Source organism: Prosthecobacter sp. (genome assembly GCF_034366625.1).
In the GTDB taxonomy this organism is placed as follows: Bacteria; Verrucomicrobiota; Verrucomicrobiia; order Verrucomicrobiales; family Verrucomicrobiaceae; genus Prosthecobacter.
The window spans coordinates 28048-48124 of the sequence record NZ_JAXMIH010000015.1 but is presented as its reverse complement, the minus strand read 5'-3'; the positions used below and the strand labels follow the sequence as shown (position 1 = coordinate 48124).

The window sequence follows — 20077 nt, the reverse complement described above, 5'->3', positions numbered from 1 at the left end:
GAGTTTGCTAGGCACGAACCGCGTACGGAGTGCAACGCGCATGCTCCGTCGGCAGCGCCACGATGTCCGAACAGGTGATCTGATCCTGGGTGAAAGGCGTGGTGTCGCTGGCCGTCATGGATCGCCACGCGTAACCGACCTCACGCAGCAGGTTCTCAATGGCGATACCGGTTTCTCCCCCGGTGCATTCACAAACGAGCACCGGCCGGCACTGGCGCAGTGTCTCGATGCAACCGTTCAAAACCAGATGCTCAGCACCTTCGACATCAATCTTGATGACGGTCGGATCCGGCAGACCTGCACGCAGGCTGTCCAAGGAAAACACGGGAACCTCAAGCTGGATTCCCCCGGCCTCAAATCGGCCAAATCCACTCAGGCTGTTGGCTGCCGAGCGGTAGGCGGACAATTGAAACTGTACAGTTCCGCTGCTCTCCGAAACGGCAAATGGGCACAAGACAACCGGCGCCTCCTCGGCCAGCCGATACTTGCGGGAACGGTCAATGAGCGACGCGCACTGAACGTCTGCCTCGATGGCGATCACCCGCCCCTTCGCGCCAGCGAGCACAGCGGCTGCGTAGGTGAAAATCCCGCAGTTGGCACCCACATCCCAGACAGTGTCTCCCGGACGAATCCAGTTCTCGACACTTTGAAACAGATCCGCATGGATTGATGTCAAGCTGTGCAGGTAATAGCGCCGATAAGCCTGTGTTGAAACCAGAACACGACGGTTATGGAACATTGGCGGGAGTTTTTTGGAGAGAATCATGAATGTGTTGTTTGGCTGTTGGAATGTGATGGCTGAAGTGGTGTCCCGGATGCCCGCAGACGCCGTGCAGGCACCCCGGCCCAGGCTTCGCCTGCCGGAACGGATTTGGTGACGACTGATCCAGCCCCGATGATCGCCCCGCTGCACAGACGCACGCCTTTCAGCACGACGCATTGCGCGCCAAGCCAGACATTGTCCTCGATCACGATGGGTGAACCACGGCCCTGCTGAACATTCATCGGCTGGCCCGGCGTCGTTCCATGATCGCTGTCGATGAAGGTGCAGCCGGAGGCGATCAGGCAGTCGTCGCCGATGGTGATGCCCTCACGGATGTTAAACTCGGTGCCGCAGCCGATGAACACGCGATCGCCGATCTGGATGGAAGGTCCGGGCTTCCAGAAACCATCATGTTTGAAATAGACATCCGGTTCCACGGTGCAGCGACGGCCAATCGACAACTGATGAGGCCAAGGAACCCGCACCCGCGGAAGCCAAGTCCCACTCCCGATCCGCGCGCCGCGCAACCGCAGCAAGGTCATGCGCAGCCACTGGACAGGGCCAGGGAGCAAGTCACAACGCCGCGACGCCCGCTGGATAATTTCTTGGATACTCATCGGTGTCTTCGCTTCAACGAATGGCTACAAGCCGTAACGTCGCGGTGCTTTTCCCAGCGCTTGCTGCATTTCCCAAAACGGGCTGCGCGTGGACTTGGCGTGCTTCCACAACCAGGCAGGCAGCAGCCAGATGAACCAGGCAAACTCACGCGCAAAGACCACGCCTGCGCGCGCTGAATCCCAAGACATGCCTCTGTTGCGGAAGCGCGAGAGAATGACCATCGCCACATGCTTCGTGAGCAATAGGGCGAGCACACCTGGTCGGGCTCCCAAGTCGAGAGCGGAGATCACACGTGTCTCCCAGCGACGCGCGAGCTTGCCTGGTGCAGGCAGCGGCCTGCGCGGATGATGGACGGCAGCCTCGGGGACGAACCTGCACTCCTCGCCTTGCGCTTTCAGTCGTGAGGAAAACTCCATGTCTTCGAACGAGGGATTGAAGCGCTCATCAAATCCACCCGCTTGCTCGTAGAGGCTTCGGCGAATAGCAAAGTTGCAGGACGGAAAGAGATCCAGTTTCTCCAAAACCTCGGGAGCCTCCCATAGCAGTGAGCTGGTCGCAGGCATGGACCGTGTGAGACCGTGGAAGATGCCGTGATCGCCTGCTTCGTTCAAGACATCCAGATAAGCCTTCAAAAAACCAGGCTCTGGAATGACATCGTCATCAATGAAGATGAGCCATAGGCCGGTGGCATGGCACGCGCCTGCGTTGCGGTTGGCAGCAGGGCCGCAGCGTGGGCCTGGAATGACTTTGACCCAAGGAAACTGTGCCGCCAAGAGCTGGCGTGTGCGTTCATCACGACTGTCGTCTGCCACAATCACCTCGCAGAGCTGAGTGTCGAGCTGCGGTTGAAGAGTCTGCAGGCAACGCCGCAGGTCTTCAGGACGATTGCACGTCGGGATGATGATAGATGCGCGAACCATATCGAAGGTTTGCTTCAATTGAGCGAGACAGCTCCCCAGGCTTTCATGTGGGAGTCGAGCATGTGCTCTGCGGTGTAGTTCATCCGTTGATGCTGCATACCCGACACACCGAGCTGCAGGGCGTATTCCGGGTCTAACAGCAGCCGCAGCAGGCTCGAGGCCAGTTGCTGCGGCTGCTGATCAGCCCACACACCTGTAACACCATCTTCCACAAGCTCTCGGCTTGCTGGAGCAGTGCCACAAAGGACAGGTTTGCCATACGACCAGGCTTCGACATACACGATGCCAAAGGACTCGTGGGCGGATGGAAGACAAAAGACATCACAAGCTGCATAAGCATCAGCTTTCCGCTGCTCATCTGGACAACCAAGGTCGCGCACATTGGCAGGCGGTATGAGCGACAATCTCTGCTGATCGGCATCGCCAGGGCCTGCGAGGAGCAGCACCGCGTCTGAACACTGTCGTAACACCAGAGGCCAGGCCTCAAGCAGGGCCGGATAGCCCTTGCCCTCATCGCGACGACCCAAAAACAGCACGGTGGGTCGCTTAGAAATGTCCAGAGATTGACGAAGCCTCTCACCATCGCCATTCGCCTTGCACATGGGTGGCAGGCCGCACCGAACCAGCTTTGCCACAGGCACGCCGAGACTTTCCAAATGACGCTTCTCGTAATCCGACTGGCAAAAAATGGCGTCCGCCTGGCTGTAGAGACTGATGTCGATTTGATCGTCTCCCCAGTTTTTCGGATGCACCGCCGGCCAGATCGTAAATCGAGTTCCCGCTGTTCTGGCGGCCTTCATCAACGAGAAACCCAGAAAATCCCAGCCCGTGCCCACGAAGTGCAGCGCCTGGGTGTTTTGCAGCCGGGCAGCAAGCTTTGAAGGCGACAGCAGCTTGTTCATCAGCATTCGCAGCACCGGCAGCAGAAGAGGTCTTGATGCCAGACTGCGCAACACAGGCGTCCAGGATTGGAACGAGTTCCGTCCAGGAACCATCTCAACTGCCATACGGCCGCTATTCATGACAGCAAGAGATGGCAGGCTCGGTTCCGTCAGCGCCAGCAGGCTGACATCATATCTCGCAGTAGCAAAGAGCCCCTCAGCCAACCGTTGCTGGTAGGAGGCCAGTCCGCCGACAGACGTGGGGGCCAGCAAGGATGCGATGGAGATTTTAGTCACAGGTGATGATCTGTTCAGAAAAGAACGAAGCTCACACATCCACCGGCTTCCATTGCACCCAGAAGCGTTTGTCCAGCAGGCGCACGGTACGGTTCAGCAGGCGCACAGCCCAGGGCCAGTGGCCACGTTTCAGCGCTGCTTGCTGGCGTTGGGCTTGTTGGTCCTTCCACTCCTGGATCTCGGCGCGCGTGAGGAACTGATAGAAGAGATCATTGATCGGCAGATCCTGCTGGAGTGCTGGCCCTGCCCAATGAACAAGATAGGGCTTGCGTGTTTGATCGCGCCACAGCGATTCGAATTCGCCGGGATAATCGCCAGCCCATGTGGACTGCATCAGCACAGGCGGCAGCGTGAGATTCTTGAAGGGCACGCGCGCTTGCGCCACGAGCAAGTTAATGCCGACCTGATCGGAGCTGTAGTTCCGCAAGCAGACATGCTCGAACGGCTTGCCTTCGACCCAGCTTTTCAGTTCTTCCAATGTGGCAATGCGTCGATCGCAGGCGAACTGCCCCACGCTGAACAAGTTCTGATGCCATGTGGAACTTTGTGTCGAGAGAATAGCGGCGGTCTCGGGCTTGAAGCTGTGCTGTGGTTTGTTCCATTCGGTGCAACTGGCCACGAAGCCGTCATGCTCATCGAGCACAGCGCCAGGGTCGCGCAGGAACACCACATCGGCGTCCACGAACTGATAGTTCGCGACCGTCATGCACTGATACTTTCGCGTGAGCCGATGGGCTTTCTTCTCCGTGAGCCAGGCTTCCATGTCAGGCAGCTCCCACCACTCGCTGTTCGCGGGCAGGTCGAACTTGCGTTGGTCATAAGGAATCACCTTGATCGGCAGCGCGCATCCGGTGGCGCGCAACGAGCGTTCCAGCGCCAGGAATTGCAGACGCACCGGCTCATTGGCCATGGTGATGATGGATTCTAATTTCATGGTTGGTTATTCCGTGATCAGGCCGCGCACTGCCATTGTCCGCCGGCGATTTCCTCGGCGGCACGCTTTCGGCCTCTTCCTTGCGCACGCCAGACTTCACGCGTCGCAGGTGGCATGCGCATTTGGTTCCACCAGCGGCGCAGTGTTTCGAGTTTGCCGCGCGCCGTGCGAACCGGTGCGTTGTAAAGATGTCGAATGACCGTGTCGCTGTATTCGGTGCCTTCCAGGAGGCGCAGCAGATAGGCGTCTTCACACCGCTTTGCGGCCACTTGATGAAGAAGTGTCAACTTGGCGAAAAGACCTGTGCCATAGCCAAGCTTCAAAGCAGTCATGCAAATATCCACATCATCGCCGCCGACCAGTGAGCCGCCTGTTCTTCCCAGCTTCCCGGAGAGCGAGGAGGCTGCGCCGTCTGCATAGGCCTCGGCGACATCGCGCCTCAGGCAGAGGCCTGCACCAAAAGGAATCGTATCGGTGTCCAGGCCGAGATTGGACCATTGATCGCGCTCCAACCGGCGCACCGTGAGCAGATACTCATAAGGGCGGAACCACTCAGGCATCGGTGCTTCCAGGCTTGGCAGGCATTGTCCGCCCCAGGTGCCTAGTGATGGATGCGAGGTAGCAATTGCATGTGCGTGCTCAAGGTAGTTTGGATCAAGAATGCAATCGTCATCGACGAACACAATCAGAGGCGCCGTGCTTTCACAGATGCCGCAGAACCTGGCATTGGACAAACCGAGCTTGGTCTCTACTACATGCCTCGCTTTAGGATGCCATGAGAGATCGAAGAGTTTGGAAATGGGCGGCGAGGAAGCATTGTCCACCAGCACCAGTTCCCACTGCATGGCGTCAAGCGTTTGAGCCTTCAATGATTGCAGCGCCTTCTCGAGGAAGTCGCGCCTTGGATTGTATGCGCAAATGACAACAGAAAGAGTGGCTTCGCTCATAGGAGTGTGAGTGATTTTTGTGAATGAGTCAGGCTATCGTGGGACGCCGAAGTTTGGACACAAGGAAGTGGGGCACCCAGCGGACGGAACGAGCCAGCGCTCCGCGCCGAAGACCGGGAACGCGGAGGCTGCGAATCAAGTAGATCGCGGCGGTGCGGATGTGGCCCGAGTAGAAGGCGCGATCCGCGATTTGAAGATCCGATTGCGCCAGCGTGGGAACTTCTTGCTCCGCAAACATCACAGCCGCGTATTCATCAGCACCGATTCGCCTGATGGTCTCGGCGACCGCGAGAGCCTTCAGCCTGCGCCATGTGTGATACTTGGTATGATTGACGCTGGCTCGATGCTGCCTCCATAGCAGCAACGTTTCCGCAAGGTTGTGCAACTGCCCTACCTCACCCAGCTTGATGAACAGATCCAAGTCCTGCGCCGTCTCGAAGCGCTCGTCGTAGCCGCCGACTTGATGAACGCTGGCAGCTCTCATCATGATCGCGGGGTGGGTCATGGCTGCGCCATCGCCAACCACCAGTCGCTGACGGATGACATCATGGCTGGCGGGATGTGTTCGTGGAGCAATACTTCGTCCATAGGAATCGATCAGCATAACCTCGGAGCCGATCGCGACACACTCCGGGTGCGACTGCAAATAGTACAACTGCTTTTCAAATCGAGCTGGCAGGCAAACATCGTCGCCATCCATTCGCGCGATGTATTCGGCACTGGCAGCTCTCAAAGCCACGTTTAGCCCAGCCGTCAGTCCCTTCGAGGTATGCGCCACCAGTTTGATGCGATCATCCCTCTGTGCCGCAGACTGGAGCATGGACAAAGTGCTGTCGCTCGAAGCATCATCAATGACGATGAATTCGAAGTCCTGCATGGTTTGCTCAATAACGCTGTCGATCGCCTGCGACAAGTACTCTGCGCAGTTCTTCACCACCATGATAACTGACAGTTGCGGTTTAGATTGCATATGGACGCCTAGTTGTGTGAAGGTGTTCCGGAGACGGGCTTCCGAGATGAGCCGACGGACAGGCCAGTTTTGGACAAGACCCGGAGCCCTGCACGCTTGATGGTTCGCAGATGGTTGCGTCCGCAGTGCTTCGCGATGCGGAGCTGGTGCAGCCCTTCGAGGACGCGTTCCTCCAATGTCGCTGCCGGGCTCACAACCGACCAGCCATCGGGGCTTTGATGCCATCCCATGCCAAGTGCATTGCTGAATCGAAAGGGCACACCATGCAAGGCTGGTTCGCCTGGAAGCACTTCAGCGATGAGTGCGAGCGTGTGTATGCGGAACCATGTTGGAAAAGAGCAGGACACATTTGGTGCCGCGTCAGTCCCTGGAATGCCCATGTGCGTCTGAGGCCAGTCACGACTGTATGGGAACCCGCCGTCGGGATTCTGAGTGGCTAGGATATGTCGGAGACACCGGCGCAAGGCATGGCGAATCTCTGCACGGCGGTAATCAAGGCGTTTATAGCAGTGGATCAGTATGTCCACGGAATCGACATCCTCGCATGCCCCTGCATTGCCATTCGGATTGAACCCACCGTCATAGTGCTGGAGTTTCAAGACCGTATCCACCAAACCACGAATGTGGGGCAACAGATGGTTTTGATGGTAATAGACGAGGAGTTGATGATAGCCGCCATACACCGCTTCCATCGGCGAGCAGAAGCCATTTGTGCCCCATAGGCCGGTGGCTGGATCCATTGTGCGATCTAGCCATTGAAACCACGAGTCCAGAGCAGCACCGGCACCGGGATGCATTTCCGTATCGCGAAGATAGACCAACAGTTGGCCGACAAAGAGGATGTTATTGCCCTCGAACCACGCGTGTCGCCAGTTTCGGCTCTTCATCCATTGTTCGAGGTATGATTGGTCACAAAATTTGTGTGCTTCGAAGATGGGATGCTTGAGTTGAATGGAGAACTGCTGGCAAAACGGCAGCACTGAACAGGTAAGGTGCATCAGCAGGTGGCCGCGATCATGCATCACACCCGGCGCCGCCTCGAATCCGACAAGCTCAGGGCCGATGAGGAGTCCGCTCTCAGAATCCTGTGCAGAAGTAACGAACCGGCGGACGTTGTCCATAACCGGCTCATCCTCTCCCAGAAAGTGAAGGCCAAGGATCGCATAGCAAGTGCCGTAGAGGGTGATGGGACCACCGGGCTTTGAGCTGGCAAGCCCTTCGCCTTGACTGAGCAGAGACCGAAAAAAACCGGCCGCAGAAATGTTCCAAGGAACTTTCATGCTACTGGGTCTTTTTTGCAGGTCAGGTAAAGCACCGTCATCAAATCGACATCGTGACGCTCGCAGTTCTCGATCTTGAAGAAACCGTTGATCAGCGAGTGAATCTCGTCTGGTTGGTATTCGTGGATGTGATACGGATTCCCACTGTGGGGCGCAGTACGGCAATACGGTGACGAGATCAATAGCCTGCCTCCCGGTCGCAACACGCGATGAGCGTCGGTCATGAACCGTTGCCCCACATCCATCGGGACATGCTCAATGCCTTCCAGGCAGCTAACGACATCCACGCTCTCGTCTGGCAGATCAAGCTTTCCCATGTCGCCAACCTCAAACTTGACCGTGCTGCCATATCGACTCTTGGCTTCGCTGACTGCCTCAGGACTGAGATCATAGCCTATGATGGAGCGTGTGCCGCGAATAAGCGATGTGCCCCAACCCATGCCACAAGGGACATCAACAACGTCTTTGTTTGAACAGTAGCTGCTCACCCAGTTGTAACGCCACATGAAAGCCGCTCGGTAGGGGCTTCGCACCTTGGAAACCCAAGGAATGATGCCCTTGCGAAGTCGGAATTGCCACCGGTCTTGAAAGCCGGGTTCGTCAGGATGAGCACGTTCTGCCATATTGGAGGGTGGTTTCGTAATTTGAGGGAGGTTATGGGATCGTCATGATGATGGCGGCAGTCATTCGGCGCCGGCGAGGCATCCCCAATTCACGGGTAGCAAGACACGTCCTAGTTGGACCCCTCGACTGCCGAGGTTGAGCCTGACATGGCGTTTCCAGTCGAATATCTCGGAGGTTTTCGAATCCAAGACACTGAAAAAGAACTCCACGTAATCCGAATTGAACGGCATACTGGGAAAGCTCACATGAAATGATCCACATTTCGGCAACGCACCGAAGCTGACGCCCGACATAGCGTTGGTGCCCTGAAACAGAATGCCATCGCGATCACGCATGACGACATCCAGTACCGGCGGGGCTTGAAGATCGGCGTTGCGCTTATAGTCAATTTCCAGCGTCACTGCCGCCCCTGCCTCAATGGTGGTGACTTCTACTCCATTGCCGTCACGGAATCGACCAGCAGTGAAGGCAATCTTGCCCGAACCATAGACAGTGCTCCAATCGGTGCGCTCATGAACGGCCTCAAACTCCGCTTGCCCCATGTCACGAAGAAAATGCTCAATTGCGCCATCAGTTTCACCACCAAATTGCGTCTTTCCTTTTTTGAGATAGAGCACCTGCGTCGAGTACCGAGCAATCTGGTGCATGTTATGGGAAACAAGAATGAAGGCAGTGCCGCGCTCACGAAACTCAGCCAGGGTGTTGAAGCACTTGGCCTGGAAGCTGACGTCGCCAACAGCGAGCACCTCATCCAGGATCATCACATCCGGTTTCATCGCAGTGGCCACTGCAAAACCTAGGCGCACCTGCATGCCGGAGCTGTAACTTTGCACCGGCGAATCAATGAACTCCGCAATCTCAGCAAAGTCGATAATGCCATCGATTTGCTCGTCGATTTCTTTCTTGCTCAAGCCCAGAATGGCACCGTTGACATACACATTCTCGCGACCTGTGAGAATCGGATTAAAGCCGGCCCCGAGGGCAATCAGCGCACTGACTCTACCACGCATTGTAATACTGCCGTGGTCCGGCTTGATGAGACCATTGAGCATTTTCAGCAAAGTGGTCTTGCCCGCACCATTGTGACCGATCAGCCCAAGGCACTCGCCACGGCGGAGCTGGAAGGAGACATCATTGACCGCCCAAAACTCAGCGGGACGCAGATCACTTCCTGAAGGTGCCACCGGCAGGGCTGCGGAGCGGCGCTGCCATGGATTCATGTCGGTGACGACATCCTTGATGCCATACCAGAGGGACTTCTTGAGATCTCGGCAGAACTTCTTGGAGACGCGCTGGACATCGACGAGCACGTCTGATTCCACGACGGAACCAGAGCCTCCAGCGAGTGGAGTGTCGAGTTGCTGTTTTCGGAGGATGGCGGAGGGCTGCATAGCGGGAGTTATTTTTGGCAACGAATCAACCACCCATGCGGGCGATGAGGTGTGGCATGGCAATGCGGAAGGTGACCAGGCCGATCAGTGCGGCGGCGGCGGAAATCAGCGTGATGGCGGCAAAGGGGCCGACGAGGGTGAGAGCCTGAGCGGAGAGTGTTTCCCGCGCGGTCACCATCAAGGGCGAGATCGGATTCCAGGTGGCGAGGAGGCCCGCAAGCCCATCGGTTCGGGCAGGATAGACCACGGGTGTCAGCAGCATTAAAAACTGCGCGAAGATCGGAATGCTCTTCGACACATCGCCATACAGCGCACCCAACGGAGCCAGGGCGAGCCCGATGGCGGTGCCGCAGAGCAACAGACCACCAAGGGCTACGGGAAAGAACGCAAGGCCAGCATCCACCGGCACCTGCCACCAAATCATGACGCCGACGAGCAAAACCAAGCGCACGGCGAAGTTGAAAAGCACCATGTAGAAGCCAGCCATCAGAATGGCCTCCCGGGGGAAATTGATCTTGGCCAGCATGGATTTGGCGGCGCTGAGGGCCTGCACGGGAGCAGTCACCGCGTCCACAAACACCTGCCAGAGCAGCGTGCCCATCATGGCAAAGGCTGCATAGGGAACCGCACCGGTGTCAATCTGCACAATGCCCTGCGAGTTGAGAAAAATGAAAGTCAGCGAGGTCACCAGCGGAGGCAGGAACGCCCAGATGTAGCCAAGATAGGTCTGTCGGTATTGCGCGCTCAGATCGCGAACAAACAACCGCCAAGCAAGCTCCCGACCAGCGAGGATGTCGGTTCCAATATCTCGCAGCAGCTTGAGCGGATGACCCAGCAAGGCCTCGGGTGAGTAAGTGCGTTCGGGGAGTTGTGTCATGAGTGAATTGGGAAGTTGCGGACAGAGGAGATGCATGAACCTGCACCAGGCCGCATGAGTTCAGTTGTTTGGCAGCGGCTTGCCGATGCTGTACACCTTGAAGCCGGTCTGGCGCAGTTTCGCGTGATCGAGCAGGCTGCGGCCGTCGAAGATCCACGCGGGTTTGACCATGGACTGGTAGATGGCCTCGAAGTCGAGATGACGGAACTCATCCCACTCGGTGAGCACCAGCAGTGCGTGCGCGCCTCTGGCGGCCTGCGCGGCACTGGTGGCGAACTCGACGTTCGGGTCGTCGTCCTGGATGGCGAGATCTTTGCAGATCTGCGCGGTGGTGACCTTCGGGTCGTAGATCGAGACGTTGGCGCGTTCTTCGAGCAGATCGCGGCACACATAGATGGCGGCGGATTCGCGGGTGTCGTTGGTGTCTTTCTTGAACGCAAAGCCGAGCACGGCGATGCGCTTGCCGGTGACGGTGTTGAACAAGGTGCGCAACACTCGCTCTGCGAAGCGGTGCTTCTGCCAGTCGTTCATCTTGATGACTTGATCCCAATAAGCGGCCACTTCCGGCAGGCCGAAGTGGCCGCAGAGATAGACGAGGTTGAGCACATCTTTCTGAAAGCAGGAGCCGCCGAAGCCGACGGAGGCTTTGAGGAACTTCGGGCCGATGCGTGAGTCGGAGCCAATGGCGCGTGCGACTTCATCGACATCCGCGCCGGTTTTTTCACACAGCGCGGAGATGCTGTTGATGGAGGAGATGCGTTGTGCGAGGAAGGCGTTGGCGACGAGCTTGGAGAGCTCGGAGGACCACAGGTTGGTGGTGAGGATGCGCTCGCGCGGCACCCAGTTGGCATAGACGCTGACCAGCGCCTCCACGGCGGCCAATCCTTCGGGTGTTTGCTCGCCACCGATGAGGATGCGGTCCGGCTTGCTCAAATCGACGACGGCGGTGCCTTCGGCGAGGAATTCGGGATTGGAGAGCACTTGGTGCTTCAAACCTTTCGCGTCAGCACCCAGAATGGTCTGGATGGCCTCGGCGGTTTTCACCGGGATGGTGCTCTTTTCGACGATGATCTTGGGCGATTCTGCCACCTCGGCGATGGTGCGGGCGACGGACTCGACGAAACGCAGGTCCGCCGCCTTGTGCGCGCCGACGCCGAAGGTCTTCGTCGGCGTGTTGACGCTGACGAAGATGATGTCGGAGTCGTGTATGCACTCTTTGACCGCAGTGGAGAAGAACAAGTTCCGCCCGCGTGCCTGGCGCACAAGTTCATCGAGGCCGGGCTCGTAGATGGGCAGCTCGTCCGAGTTCCAGGCCGCGATGCGGTCGGCGTTGAGGTCCACCACATCGACGCGGATGTGGGGGCACTTGGCGGCGATCATCGCCATGGTGGGTCCGCCGACATAGCCGGCACCGATGCAGCAAATTCTCATGAGGGGTGTCAGTTTGAGGATCAGTTAAGGGCCAATTTCCTCACGGGGGCCTTCATCGGCCGGGGCTGGCGCGAGGTCGGGCCTTCGAGCAGTTGAGCGAAGTAGGCGATGGTGCGGTCCAGTCCGTCCGACAGCGGAACTTTAGGCTCCCAGCCGAGCTTGTTTTTGGCGAGCGTGATGTCCGGCTGGCGCTGTCTGGGGTCATCCGAAGGCAGCGGACGGAAGACGATCTTGGATTTGCCACCGACTTTCTTGAGCACCTGTTCAGCGAGTTCCAGCATCGTGAACTCACCTGGATTACCGAGGTTTACCGGACCGGTGAAATTGTCCGTGTCCATGAACTTCACGAAGCCTTCGATCAGATCATCGACATAACAGAAGCTACGGGTTTGAGTGCCGTCACCGTAGATTGTGATGTCCTGCCCACGCAGGGCTTGCACGATGAAGTTGGAGACCACGCGACCGTCATCCGGCAGCATGCGGGGGCCATAGGTGTTGAAGATACGCACCACGCGGATGTCCACACCGTTCTGGCGGTGGTAGTCAAAGAACAAGGTTTCAGCGACACGCTTGCCCTCATCGTAGCAGGAACGGAGGCCGATGGTGTTGACATGGCCCCAGTAACTTTCCGGCTGAGGATGCACTTCGGGGTCACCGTAGATCTCGGAGGTGGATGCCTGGAAGACACGGGCATGGACGCGCCGGGCGAGACCGAGCACATTGATGGCGCCCATCACGGAGGTCTTGATGGTCTTGATGGCGTTGTATTGATAGTGCGGTGGAGAAGCAGGACACGCGAGATTGTAGATTTGATCCACCTCCACACAGATCGGCTCCGTGATGTCATGCCGCATGAACTCGAAATTCGGGTGGCTCATGAGATGGGCGATGTTCTGCTTGCGACCTGTGAACAGGTTGTCCGCACAGATGATTTCATGCCCCTCGTTCAGCAGGCGTTCACAGAGATGGGAACCGAGGAATCCGGCTCCGCCGGTGATGAGTATGCGTTTTTTCATATGGATTAGTTCAATTATTCAGGTTTCAGAGGAGATCGATTCGACGGCTGTGTCACTTCTGTGAGCCAGCAAGGGGCTGTAGAGGCTGATTTCGCTTTGAAATTCCAGAGTCAGAACACCGCTTCATAATCAGTGCCGGTTTGTTGTAATGATCTCTGAGCCAATTTAAACAAGCTGCCGCCATTGGTTGAGTCAGTGCTCCACCCGGCCCGCCTTTGAACTGCCATAATCATCCGATACCGTCATGAGAACTCCACTCCCTCACGGTTCAGATGGTGGTAAGGCTTGTCTTAGGATGCGTAAGCCCTCGTGGGGTTGACCTAGGTGGCTAGTCAGACGCACACTTCGGTATCACCACGTTCACCCACATCCTCCGCAGTATTGCTCTCGCCTTTCTGGTGGTGTGTTTGTGCCTGCTGCCGGGATCAAATGTGAAACTGCCTTGGTCAACGCATCAACTTGTTGTGTGGCTGGCGTGCGGTTCCTTCATCTTCTGGTCCGTTTCAAAGATCACAGCCTGGAAATCTCCGCGTCCGCATGAACGTGCTGTCTGGTGGATCGCGGCTCTGATCAGTGGATGCGGATGGCTTGTCACAGGGTTTCCACGTGCCATCGTGGAACGATCGACTGGAGCGATCTTCGATCTGGACAAGAATCCGTGGACGGCATTTGGGACGATTGATCAGGCAACGTCCATGCAGGCCATGATCTCGATATCGGCGGCGTTGATGGTACTGCTCATGGCTCTGGACATCGCGTCCGAACGGCGAGGCCGTTATGTTCTGGTGCTGGCCGTGACGGTTTCAGGCTTTATCACAGCTGTTGCGGGGCTTTGTCTTCATACCTCCGCAGATCTCAGTTCACTCTGGCAAGTGCGCCATGTGCCGAGTTCCGTCTTCGGCCTGTTTTGGTATCACGGCAACGCGGCGGCTTTTTTAAACCTGGTCTGGCCGGTCAGCGTGTGGTTGTGCGTGACACTGCTGCATAAAGAATCGCCCACCTTTCCCCAGCAGATGGTGCTGGCGTGCCTGGTGGTCGCTGTGATGGTGCAGATCATCGCCGTTTTGGTGAATGTGTCGAAGATGGGACACCTCATGCTGGTTTTGGAGATGCTTCTATTAGTGGGCGGTGGTCTTGTGGCCTGGAAGGCACGTCTGGCCGAGCTGCCTTTCAGCGGCAGACGCATTGCGTTGCTTCTATTCATCGCGATCAGCCTGCTGGTTCTCGGCGCGTGGCTGAGCGGGGCGGGAACCGGACTGGGGCGTTGGAACATCTTTGCGGCACATCACTTCGATGATCCTGCCAGACGGCATGCGGCAATGATGGCGTTTCAGATCGGGCTGGATCACGGATGGGCGGGAACCGGCCCAGGGACTTTTGAATGGGTGGCGGTGCATTATTCCGCGCTCGATCCACTGCTACAGGAAGGGCGCTGGCGGCATGCCCACAATGACTATGCCGAATTCTTCGCGGAATGGGGATGGTCCGGGGCGGTCATCTTTGTCCTGGTGCTGGCACTGCCAGGAAGGCGGCTATGGAGTGCTCTGCGTCACGTGTTCTCCAAGGACAGCCGTCATGGGATGTCCTTTCAGCGCAAGGCGGGACTGATCTGCTTCTCCACGGCACTTTTTTCAGTGCTTCTGCATGCCGTGGTGGATTTCCCGTTGCAGATGGAGTCCACTCGATATCTCTCCGCCGCAGTGGCTGGACTGGTGCTCGCCATGACTTTTTCTTCCTCCCGCAGGGCATCAAGGCGAAGTGCTTAGCAAGGCTTGGTTTGGTTTGGAGGCAACGAAGCGGCTTCCATGTGTCTGAGCGCGGCCTAAGGCATTACTGATTGGAATCTAAGGCCTGTAATTCTGGAGTTTATTGCTGGTATGGAAGAATATTCCAAATGCAAGACTCCCTAAGCCAACGAGTTCGTGGATGGACGCCCTTTTTCGTCCTCGTGGACATCATTTCCGTGGCCGGTGCCTTTTTGGCAGCATTCATCTTCTCCCAACTGATCCCCCCTCACACTTTTGACCTAACGTGGGTACCACCGGTCAAAGAAGGTATTCTCCTGAGCTTGAGCCTCTGTGGGCTCGTGCTGCACACGGTCATCTGGTTGCGCGAGGGACATTATATGTATCAACTGCTGAACGGGCGTTCCTTCCGCATCTGCGCCGCCCAACTGCTTTTCCTAGCACTCACCCTGTTCATTTATCTCGCGCTTTGGCGCGACTACCAAGTTTCACGCAAGCTGCTGCTGTTCTTCCTCGCCCTGCTTGGCCCGTGTCTCTGGACCGGAAAAATCGTGTTTTTGCAACTGCTCAAGATCATGGGCAAACGCATCCAGCCCCGGCTGCGCATTCTGGTGGTTTGCGATGAAACCGGAGAAGACGCGACAAGGCAATGGTTCTCCAACAAGACGATGCTTGGCATCCACCTCTGCGAGGTTCTTGCCACCGAAGCTGATGCCTGCCACGAAACGTTCCTCGAGCATCGTCTTGAAGAAGCCATCAAGCGTGGACGCCCCAATCTGCTCATCTGGCGCCTGCCCACGGACGCCGCTCGCACTGAGAAGATCCGGCAGATCGCCGAATCCCACGGCACGCATCTGGCCGTGGATCTGCTGCCGATCGTGGGTGACATGGGATCGGTGCAGCTCACCGAATATTCGCAGATGAAGCTCGTCAGCCTGCACAAGCATCCGCTGGTCAGCCCTGCACATCGTTTCCTGAAGCGTCTGCTCGATGTGTCCATCAGCCTGCCAGTGGTGGTTTTCGTTCTTCCATTCCTGTGTGCCGGTGTCTGGCTCCTGCACCGGCTGTTTTCACCCGGCCCGCTTTTCTTCAGGCAGTCACGTTCTGGGGCCGACAGCCAGATGTTCCAGATCTACAAATTCCGCACCATGAATGTCAATCATGGCTCGGAAAGCGTCCAGGCTCGTCCCAACGATACGCGTATCTTCAAGTGTGGTGCCCTCTTGCGGAAGCTCAGCATTGATGAGATGCCGCAGTTCTTGAACGTGCTGCTGGGGAACATGTCCGTCGTTGGTCCCCGTCCTCACATGGCCGAGCATGACGCGATCTTCACTCTGGAGTGCAGCCAGTATGCACTGCGCCACACCGTGAAACCAGGTGTGACCGGCCTTGCGCAGGTTCGCGGCCAGCGTGGCCCGGTGGATCATGCCAGTGAGATCAAACATCGCGTCACCTCCGACATTGAGTACTGCCAGAACTGGTCGTTCTACCTCGATCTACAGATCATCGCCCGGACCTTCCTGCACGTCTTTTCCTTCCATGCCAAGTCATGCTGAAAGCCGGTCGGCTGACATATGACCAGCTTTGCATGCACAGACACATGTCAGATTATGGCGACGCTTGAGATTACGTGACGGTTTTGTCACATTAAAGCCTCCCTTTTGCCTTGCTGCGGGACGACGAAAAAGATAATTCCAACGCATGAGCAAAAAATTATCCAAGGCAGCGGCAATGGTTGAGAAGGTCTTCAGTGGTTCTTTTCCAACCGCAGACAAGGGAAGCAAGCTGGCGACCGAGAGGTCGAAGAAACTGAAAGAAGCGAAGCTGGATTCCCTGGTTGGCACCATTGTACACGCCGGGTGCATGGTGAACGGAACCTTGTATGTCCAGTTCAACTCGGGTGACGGCTGGGCAAGCGCCTGGCCAATGTGGGCCTATGAAGTGGCGCGTGAAGCCCTGCTGCATGGCAAATCCGTGCGGGTGATTTACCAAGGTGCCGCGCCTTATGGCGAGAATCTGGTGGCGGCACTGCTCGTTGCATGAGGTGACCGGTCTGCTTTCCGCTGGTGCCTGGAGCTTCGTGCTCCGCAAACACAGGCGGCAAGGAGCCGGCGAAAACGAATCACTCCGCTTTCGTCCTTTTAAACAAGCCTTTAAACTTGTCGAACAAACCCTTCTTGGGCGTTGCCACCGTCGGCGGCGGCAGCAGGTCGTTGGGCTTGTCTTCACGAGCCGGGATGGCGCGCGGGACGATGGTTTCTGGCATGTTTTCAAATTGGAAGGCTTTGTCAAAATTCTCGCTGCCATCGCCGATGCGGGCCTGCTCCAGCATGTGGGAGGTTTCATCCGGCAGGATGCGTGGCTGGACGAAGATCATCATCTCACGCCGTTCTTTGCTGGTGTTGGTGCTGCCAAACAGGTGCTTGATAATGGGGATGCGCACCAGAAACGGCAGGCCGCTCTTGTTCTTGGTGTCACGCTCGGTGATGAGGCCGCCGAGCATGGCGGTGGCGCGGTCAGGGACGATCAGACTGTTCTGCATGCCCTGCTCGGAGATGTTGGGCACGCGGTTGCCGCTGATGGTGGTGAAGCCGGAGACGTCGTTGTTCTGCTGTTTGAATTCGAGCATGACCTCGTTGTCATTATAAATGTGCGGCGTGATGTCGAGCTGGAGACGCACGGGGATGTACTGCGTGGTGCTGGTGAAGCCGAGACCGCCGCCCACAGCAGCGCCGTTGGTATAGGTCTGCCCGGCGATGGCGATCTGCTGGCCGATGTAGATGCTGGCAGACTGATGGTTGAGCGCGGTGATGGTGGGCTTCTGCAGCACATGGAAGCGCCGGGTGCTCTCGAGGGTCTGAAGGAAGACGTTGAGGTTCTTGTTGATCTGACCGTAGGCGGTGAGGCCGCTCAGCGAGGCAGGCCCGCCTGCGCCGAGGAATCCCGCGATGTCTTTCAAGTTGGAGGGATTGGCAAAGGCGGTGCCTTGTGTGTTGAGCACACCCCCGACGAGACCATCGCCACCGGCCTGCTTGAGTGTTTGAATCCAGTCGAGACCAAAGTTGAAATCGTCGCCGAGGGTGAACTCGCCGATGATGGCGGAGAGCAGGATCTGGCGCGGGCGCACATCCAGCTCATCGGCCAGTTCTTCGAGGGCCTTGATCTGTTCCGGCGGGCCGCTGGCGAAGAATTTAGAGCTGGCGGGGTCGGCAATGACCAGCGTGTTGCCGATCAGCACGCTGATGGGTTTTTTGGTGACTTCCAACGGCGTGCTCGATCCTGAACCGAAGGAGTTCGAACCCGACTGCCCGGAACCATAGCCACCACCGAGACTGGAGCCCATTCCTGAGTTGGAACCGAAGGCAGAGTTGGAGGTGTTGTTGCCAAAAGTGTTGCTGGTTGGCGTCGCGGGGGTGTTCTGCTGGGGGATGCCGCTTTGACCAGTGCCTTTGGCATTTCTCTGGAGGGCCTTTTCGGCGATGCCGAGAAACACGGTGAGATCGAGGTACTTGAGCTTGCGCGAGAAGTACCGTGTGGAGGTGGACTCAGCATCGAGTTCAAGCACGAGGCGTTCAATCTTCTGCATGTCCACCGGACGTGCGACGATCAACAGGCTGTTGGTCCTCGTGATGGCCTGAATGATGGGTTTGGAAGCCTCGGGACTGACGCCCCCGGCAGCACCGCCGAGTGAAACCGCTGTCCCACCGGCTGCCACCGCTCCAGGAGCCCCCCCAGGCGTTGGTGCCTGGCCTGAAGCACTGCGAAGCGCACCGCCGCCACTGCCGCCGAGGCCCAAGAAGGCGTTGAGCTGCTCAACGACTTCGGTGGCCTCTGAACGCTCAAGGTGGATGGTCTTTTGGACGGTTTCCATGGGCGGCACATCCACCTGCTTGGCGAGATCGAGGTAGGCCCGAATGGTCTGGGAGGCCTCGGTGATCACCAAGGCCCGGGCATTCGACATGGCGAGGATTTTGCCATACGGATGCAGCGGGATGAGCTGCTGGAAAGCTGTGGATGCTTCTTCAGCCTGTAGATTGCTGAGTTCAATGACATGAGAGACCACTTGGTCATTGTCAGGCAGGTCGGCTGCTCGCAAAATCATTGGCACTCCCTGCGACGAAGGCGAGGTGCCCTGCTCGGCGGCGACAAGCTTGAAAAGATCGGCCCCACTGGGAACCAGCGCATAGCCGTGCATGAGCAATCCCTTTTCGATGATGGAGCGGTACTCCTCATCACTGAACTCGCCGGGTACTTCGATGGTGACGGTGGCACTTTCGAGGCCGCGGTCTTTGAGAACACGGCGTCCCGTCACCCGATAGTATTCTCCCAGGACTTCAGCGAGAGGTGTGGCGGTGAAGCCGATGACATTTTTGCCGGAGGCGGGCTGCGGAGCAGCGGCTGGCGCGGCCGACGTGTTTGCAGGCGGTCGTATTTGGGGCGGGGAAACCGGGGCGTTTTGTGCAGCCAAGAGTCCGGGGATCATGCACAGGATGACTGCGCAGAGCAGGTCGATTTTGCAGGTCGATTTCATGATGACGGCGGAGCGGATGTTCATGGCGGAATCGCGGTGGCATTGGCCACGGGGGAGATCAAACGGCGCCGAACCGGCACCGGAGAGGCATTGGGATTGGCCGCCTGTGAAACAAGAGGTGAGGAAGGCATGGTTCCCGGCTGCGTTCCGATGGAAACCGTCAGATTCGCATTGCCGCCGACGCTATTAACTGCTGGCGTGACCGCGAGATCAACCGCTCCGGGCCGCGACACGCCAAGTTGCGCCAAGGCGGGCTGCGGAACGGAACCCTGCTGGCCAGGAAGAACGGGAGAAGCACCCACACGAGCTGTGCCGGGCTGAACAGCATTGCCTGGCTGGACAGGGGGCTGTGGCATGGGAACTCTGAGGGGGGGTGCACCAGCCGGCTGGCGCATCTGCTGCTGTTGCAGTTGCTGCTGAATTGCTGGCGCCTTGGTCGCCTCAGCGGCGGCCACCTGTTTAAGATAGCTGTCATTGTAGCGGATTTCGGACGTTTCTGCACCGAGTGTGACCTCGGCGGCGATGTCCTTGCGGCTGCTGCCAAGCTTCACGCTGTCGAGCTTCATCCCATTGGCAGCCGGCTGGCCTTTTTTGAGCCTGATGCGTTCGTTCGTCTTCGTATTGACGATCACGACCGTAGGATCTTCGGCGTCACCATAATAGGTGCCGATGGCGAGATCCTTGGCAAACGGAGCATTTTCCACCACCACCGGAGCTGTCTTCAAGGTGAACGGATTCTTGCCCCAGCCGGTTTCATAGCGCTCCACGGGATACACTTTGGGAGCGGTGAAAACCGTGGTCTCCTCTGCGAATGCAAAGCCGCAGAACAGGATGGCAAGCATGGGCAGGACA

Annotated in this window: 18 protein-coding genes; 3 read left to right on the top strand and 15 right to left on the bottom strand. The window is 57.7% G+C overall.

Annotated elements, in window-relative coordinates; all coding sequences use genetic code 11:
- Nucleotides 1-7: 7 nt before the first annotated feature.
- The 13 genes from U1A53_RS17675 to U1A53_RS17615 form a co-directional block, all read right to left on the bottom strand.
- Nucleotides 8-766, bottom strand: a complete 759-nt coding sequence (locus U1A53_RS17675) for an FkbM family methyltransferase (protein WP_322283012.1) — start codon at nucleotides 764-766, stop codon at nucleotides 8-10.
- On the bottom strand, nucleotides 763-1200 hold the full coding sequence (locus U1A53_RS17670) for an acyltransferase (protein WP_322283011.1): 438 nt from the start codon (nucleotides 1198-1200) through the stop codon (nucleotides 763-765). Before U1A53_RS17670 ends, U1A53_RS17675 begins: the two co-directional genes overlap by 4 nt.
- Before the next feature lie 204 nt (nucleotides 1201-1404).
- Nucleotides 1405-2301 (bottom strand): glycosyltransferase, encoded by an 897-nt coding sequence (locus U1A53_RS17665; protein ID WP_322283010.1) that lies wholly within the window; start codon nucleotides 2299-2301, stop codon nucleotides 1405-1407.
- 14 nt (nucleotides 2302-2315) lie between these two features.
- Nucleotides 2316-3479, bottom strand: coding sequence for a glycosyltransferase family 4 protein (locus U1A53_RS17660; RefSeq protein ID WP_322283009.1), 1164 nt, complete (start codon nucleotides 3477-3479; stop codon nucleotides 2316-2318).
- Nucleotides 3480-3510: 31 nt separating this feature from the next.
- Nucleotides 3511-4413, bottom strand: a complete 903-nt coding sequence (locus tag U1A53_RS17655; protein WP_322283007.1) for a hypothetical protein — start codon at nucleotides 4411-4413, stop codon at nucleotides 3511-3513.
- 17 nt (nucleotides 4414-4430) lie between these two features.
- Nucleotides 4431-5360: a glycosyltransferase gene (locus U1A53_RS17650; RefSeq protein ID WP_322283006.1), complete on the bottom strand. Its 930-nt coding sequence runs from the start codon at nucleotides 5358-5360 to the stop codon at nucleotides 4431-4433.
- 28 nt (nucleotides 5361-5388) lie between these two features.
- Entirely contained in the window at nucleotides 5389-6330 is a 942-nt protein-coding gene (locus U1A53_RS17645) for a glycosyltransferase (RefSeq protein WP_322283005.1), read from the bottom strand.
- Between the two features lie 8 nt (nucleotides 6331-6338).
- On the bottom strand, nucleotides 6339-7610 hold the full coding sequence (locus tag U1A53_RS17640) for a prenyltransferase/squalene oxidase repeat-containing protein (protein WP_322283004.1): 1272 nt from the start codon (nucleotides 7608-7610) through the stop codon (nucleotides 6339-6341).
- Nucleotides 7607-8233, bottom strand: coding sequence for a class I SAM-dependent methyltransferase (locus U1A53_RS17635; RefSeq protein WP_322283001.1), 627 nt, complete (start codon nucleotides 8231-8233; stop codon nucleotides 7607-7609). The genes U1A53_RS17640 and U1A53_RS17635 overlap by 4 nt, the downstream gene beginning before the upstream one ends.
- 60 nt (nucleotides 8234-8293) lie before the next feature.
- Complete coding sequence (locus U1A53_RS17630) at nucleotides 8294-9556, bottom strand: ABC transporter ATP-binding protein (protein ID WP_345786498.1); 1263 nt, start codon at nucleotides 9554-9556, stop codon at nucleotides 8294-8296.
- 94 nt (nucleotides 9557-9650) lie between these two features.
- On the bottom strand, nucleotides 9651-10502 hold the full coding sequence (locus U1A53_RS17625) for an ABC transporter permease (RefSeq protein WP_322282998.1): 852 nt from the start codon (nucleotides 10500-10502) through the stop codon (nucleotides 9651-9653).
- A gap of 60 nt (nucleotides 10503-10562) precedes the next feature.
- The gene (locus U1A53_RS17620; RefSeq protein WP_322282996.1) at nucleotides 10563-11933 is read right to left on the bottom strand and encodes a UDP-glucose 6-dehydrogenase; all 1371 of its coding nucleotides are present in this window, start codon (nucleotides 11931-11933) and stop codon (nucleotides 10563-10565) included.
- A 20-nt stretch (nucleotides 11934-11953) separates the two neighbouring features.
- Nucleotides 11954-12949, bottom strand: a complete 996-nt coding sequence (locus U1A53_RS17615) for a UDP-glucuronic acid decarboxylase family protein (protein WP_322282995.1) — start codon at nucleotides 12947-12949, stop codon at nucleotides 11954-11956.
- Between the two features lie 614 nt (nucleotides 12950-13563).
- Here U1A53_RS17615 and U1A53_RS17610 point away from each other — a divergent pair.
- The 3 genes from U1A53_RS17610 (at nucleotide 13564) to U1A53_RS17600 (ending at nucleotide 16737) form a co-directional block, all read left to right on the top strand.
- Nucleotides 13564-14715 (top strand): O-antigen ligase family protein, encoded by a 1152-nt coding sequence (locus tag U1A53_RS17610; RefSeq protein ID WP_322282993.1) that lies wholly within the window; start codon nucleotides 13564-13566, stop codon nucleotides 14713-14715.
- 128 nt (nucleotides 14716-14843) lie between these two features.
- Nucleotides 14844-16250, top strand: coding sequence for an exopolysaccharide biosynthesis polyprenyl glycosylphosphotransferase (locus tag U1A53_RS17605; RefSeq protein WP_322282990.1), 1407 nt, complete (start codon nucleotides 14844-14846; stop codon nucleotides 16248-16250).
- Between the two features lie 145 nt (nucleotides 16251-16395).
- Complete coding sequence (locus tag U1A53_RS17600; RefSeq protein ID WP_322282988.1) at nucleotides 16396-16737, top strand: hypothetical protein; 342 nt, start codon at nucleotides 16396-16398, stop codon at nucleotides 16735-16737.
- A gap of 79 nt (nucleotides 16738-16816) precedes the next feature.
- On the opposite strand, the gene U1A53_RS17595 is transcribed toward U1A53_RS17600, so the two are convergent.
- Entirely contained in the window at nucleotides 16817-19249 is a 2433-nt protein-coding gene (locus U1A53_RS17595) for a secretin N-terminal domain-containing protein (protein ID WP_322282986.1), read from the bottom strand.
- Complete coding sequence (locus tag U1A53_RS17590; RefSeq protein ID WP_322282985.1) at nucleotides 19246-20067, bottom strand: hypothetical protein; 822 nt, start codon at nucleotides 20065-20067, stop codon at nucleotides 19246-19248. The genes U1A53_RS17595 and U1A53_RS17590 overlap by 4 nt, the downstream gene beginning before the upstream one ends.
- Between the last annotated feature and the right edge of the window lie 10 nt (nucleotides 20068-20077).

Bases quoted from the DNA above. Each gene is read 5' to 3' on its own strand.
- U1A53_RS17675 (WP_322283012.1), bottom strand. From the start codon at position 766: ATGATTCTCTCCAAAAAACTCCCGCCAATGTTCCATAACCGTCGTGTT.
- U1A53_RS17665 (WP_322283010.1), bottom strand. From the start codon at position 2,301: ATGGTTCGCGCATCTATCATCATCCCGACGTGCAATCGTCCTGAAGAC.
- U1A53_RS17625 (WP_322282998.1), bottom strand. From the start codon at position 10,502: ATGACACAACTCCCCGAACGCACTTACTCACCCGAGGCCTTGCTGGGT.
- U1A53_RS17620 (WP_322282996.1), bottom strand. From the start codon at position 11,933: ATGAGAATTTGCTGCATCGGTGCCGGCTATGTCGGCGGACCCACCATG.
- U1A53_RS17655 (WP_322283007.1), bottom strand. From the start codon at position 4,413: ATGAAATTAGAATCCATCATCACCATGGCCAATGAGCCGGTGCGTCTG.
- U1A53_RS17635 (WP_322283001.1), bottom strand. From the start codon at position 8,233: ATGGCAGAACGTGCTCATCCTGACGAACCCGGCTTTCAAGACCGGTGG.
- U1A53_RS17595 (WP_322282986.1), bottom strand. From the start codon at position 19,249: ATGAACATCCGCTCCGCCGTCATCATGAAATCGACCTGCAAAATCGAC.
- U1A53_RS17615 (WP_322282995.1), bottom strand. From the start codon at position 12,949: ATGAAAAAACGCATACTCATCACCGGCGGAGCCGGATTCCTCGGTTCC.
- U1A53_RS17640 (WP_322283004.1), bottom strand. From the start codon at position 7,610: ATGAAAGTTCCTTGGAACATTTCTGCGGCCGGTTTTTTTCGGTCTCTG.
- U1A53_RS17645 (WP_322283005.1), bottom strand. From the start codon at position 6,330: ATGCAATCTAAACCGCAACTGTCAGTTATCATGGTGGTGAAGAACTGC.
- U1A53_RS17600 (WP_322282988.1), top strand. From the start codon at position 16,396: ATGAGCAAAAAATTATCCAAGGCAGCGGCAATGGTTGAGAAGGTCTTC.
- U1A53_RS17650 (WP_322283006.1), bottom strand. From the start codon at position 5,360: ATGAGCGAAGCCACTCTTTCTGTTGTCATTTGCGCATACAATCCAAGG.
- U1A53_RS17590 (WP_322282985.1), bottom strand. From the start codon at position 20,067: ATGCTTGCCATCCTGTTCTGCGGCTTTGCATTCGCAGAGGAGACCACG.
- U1A53_RS17605 (WP_322282990.1), top strand. From the start codon at position 14,844: ATGCAAGACTCCCTAAGCCAACGAGTTCGTGGATGGACGCCCTTTTTC.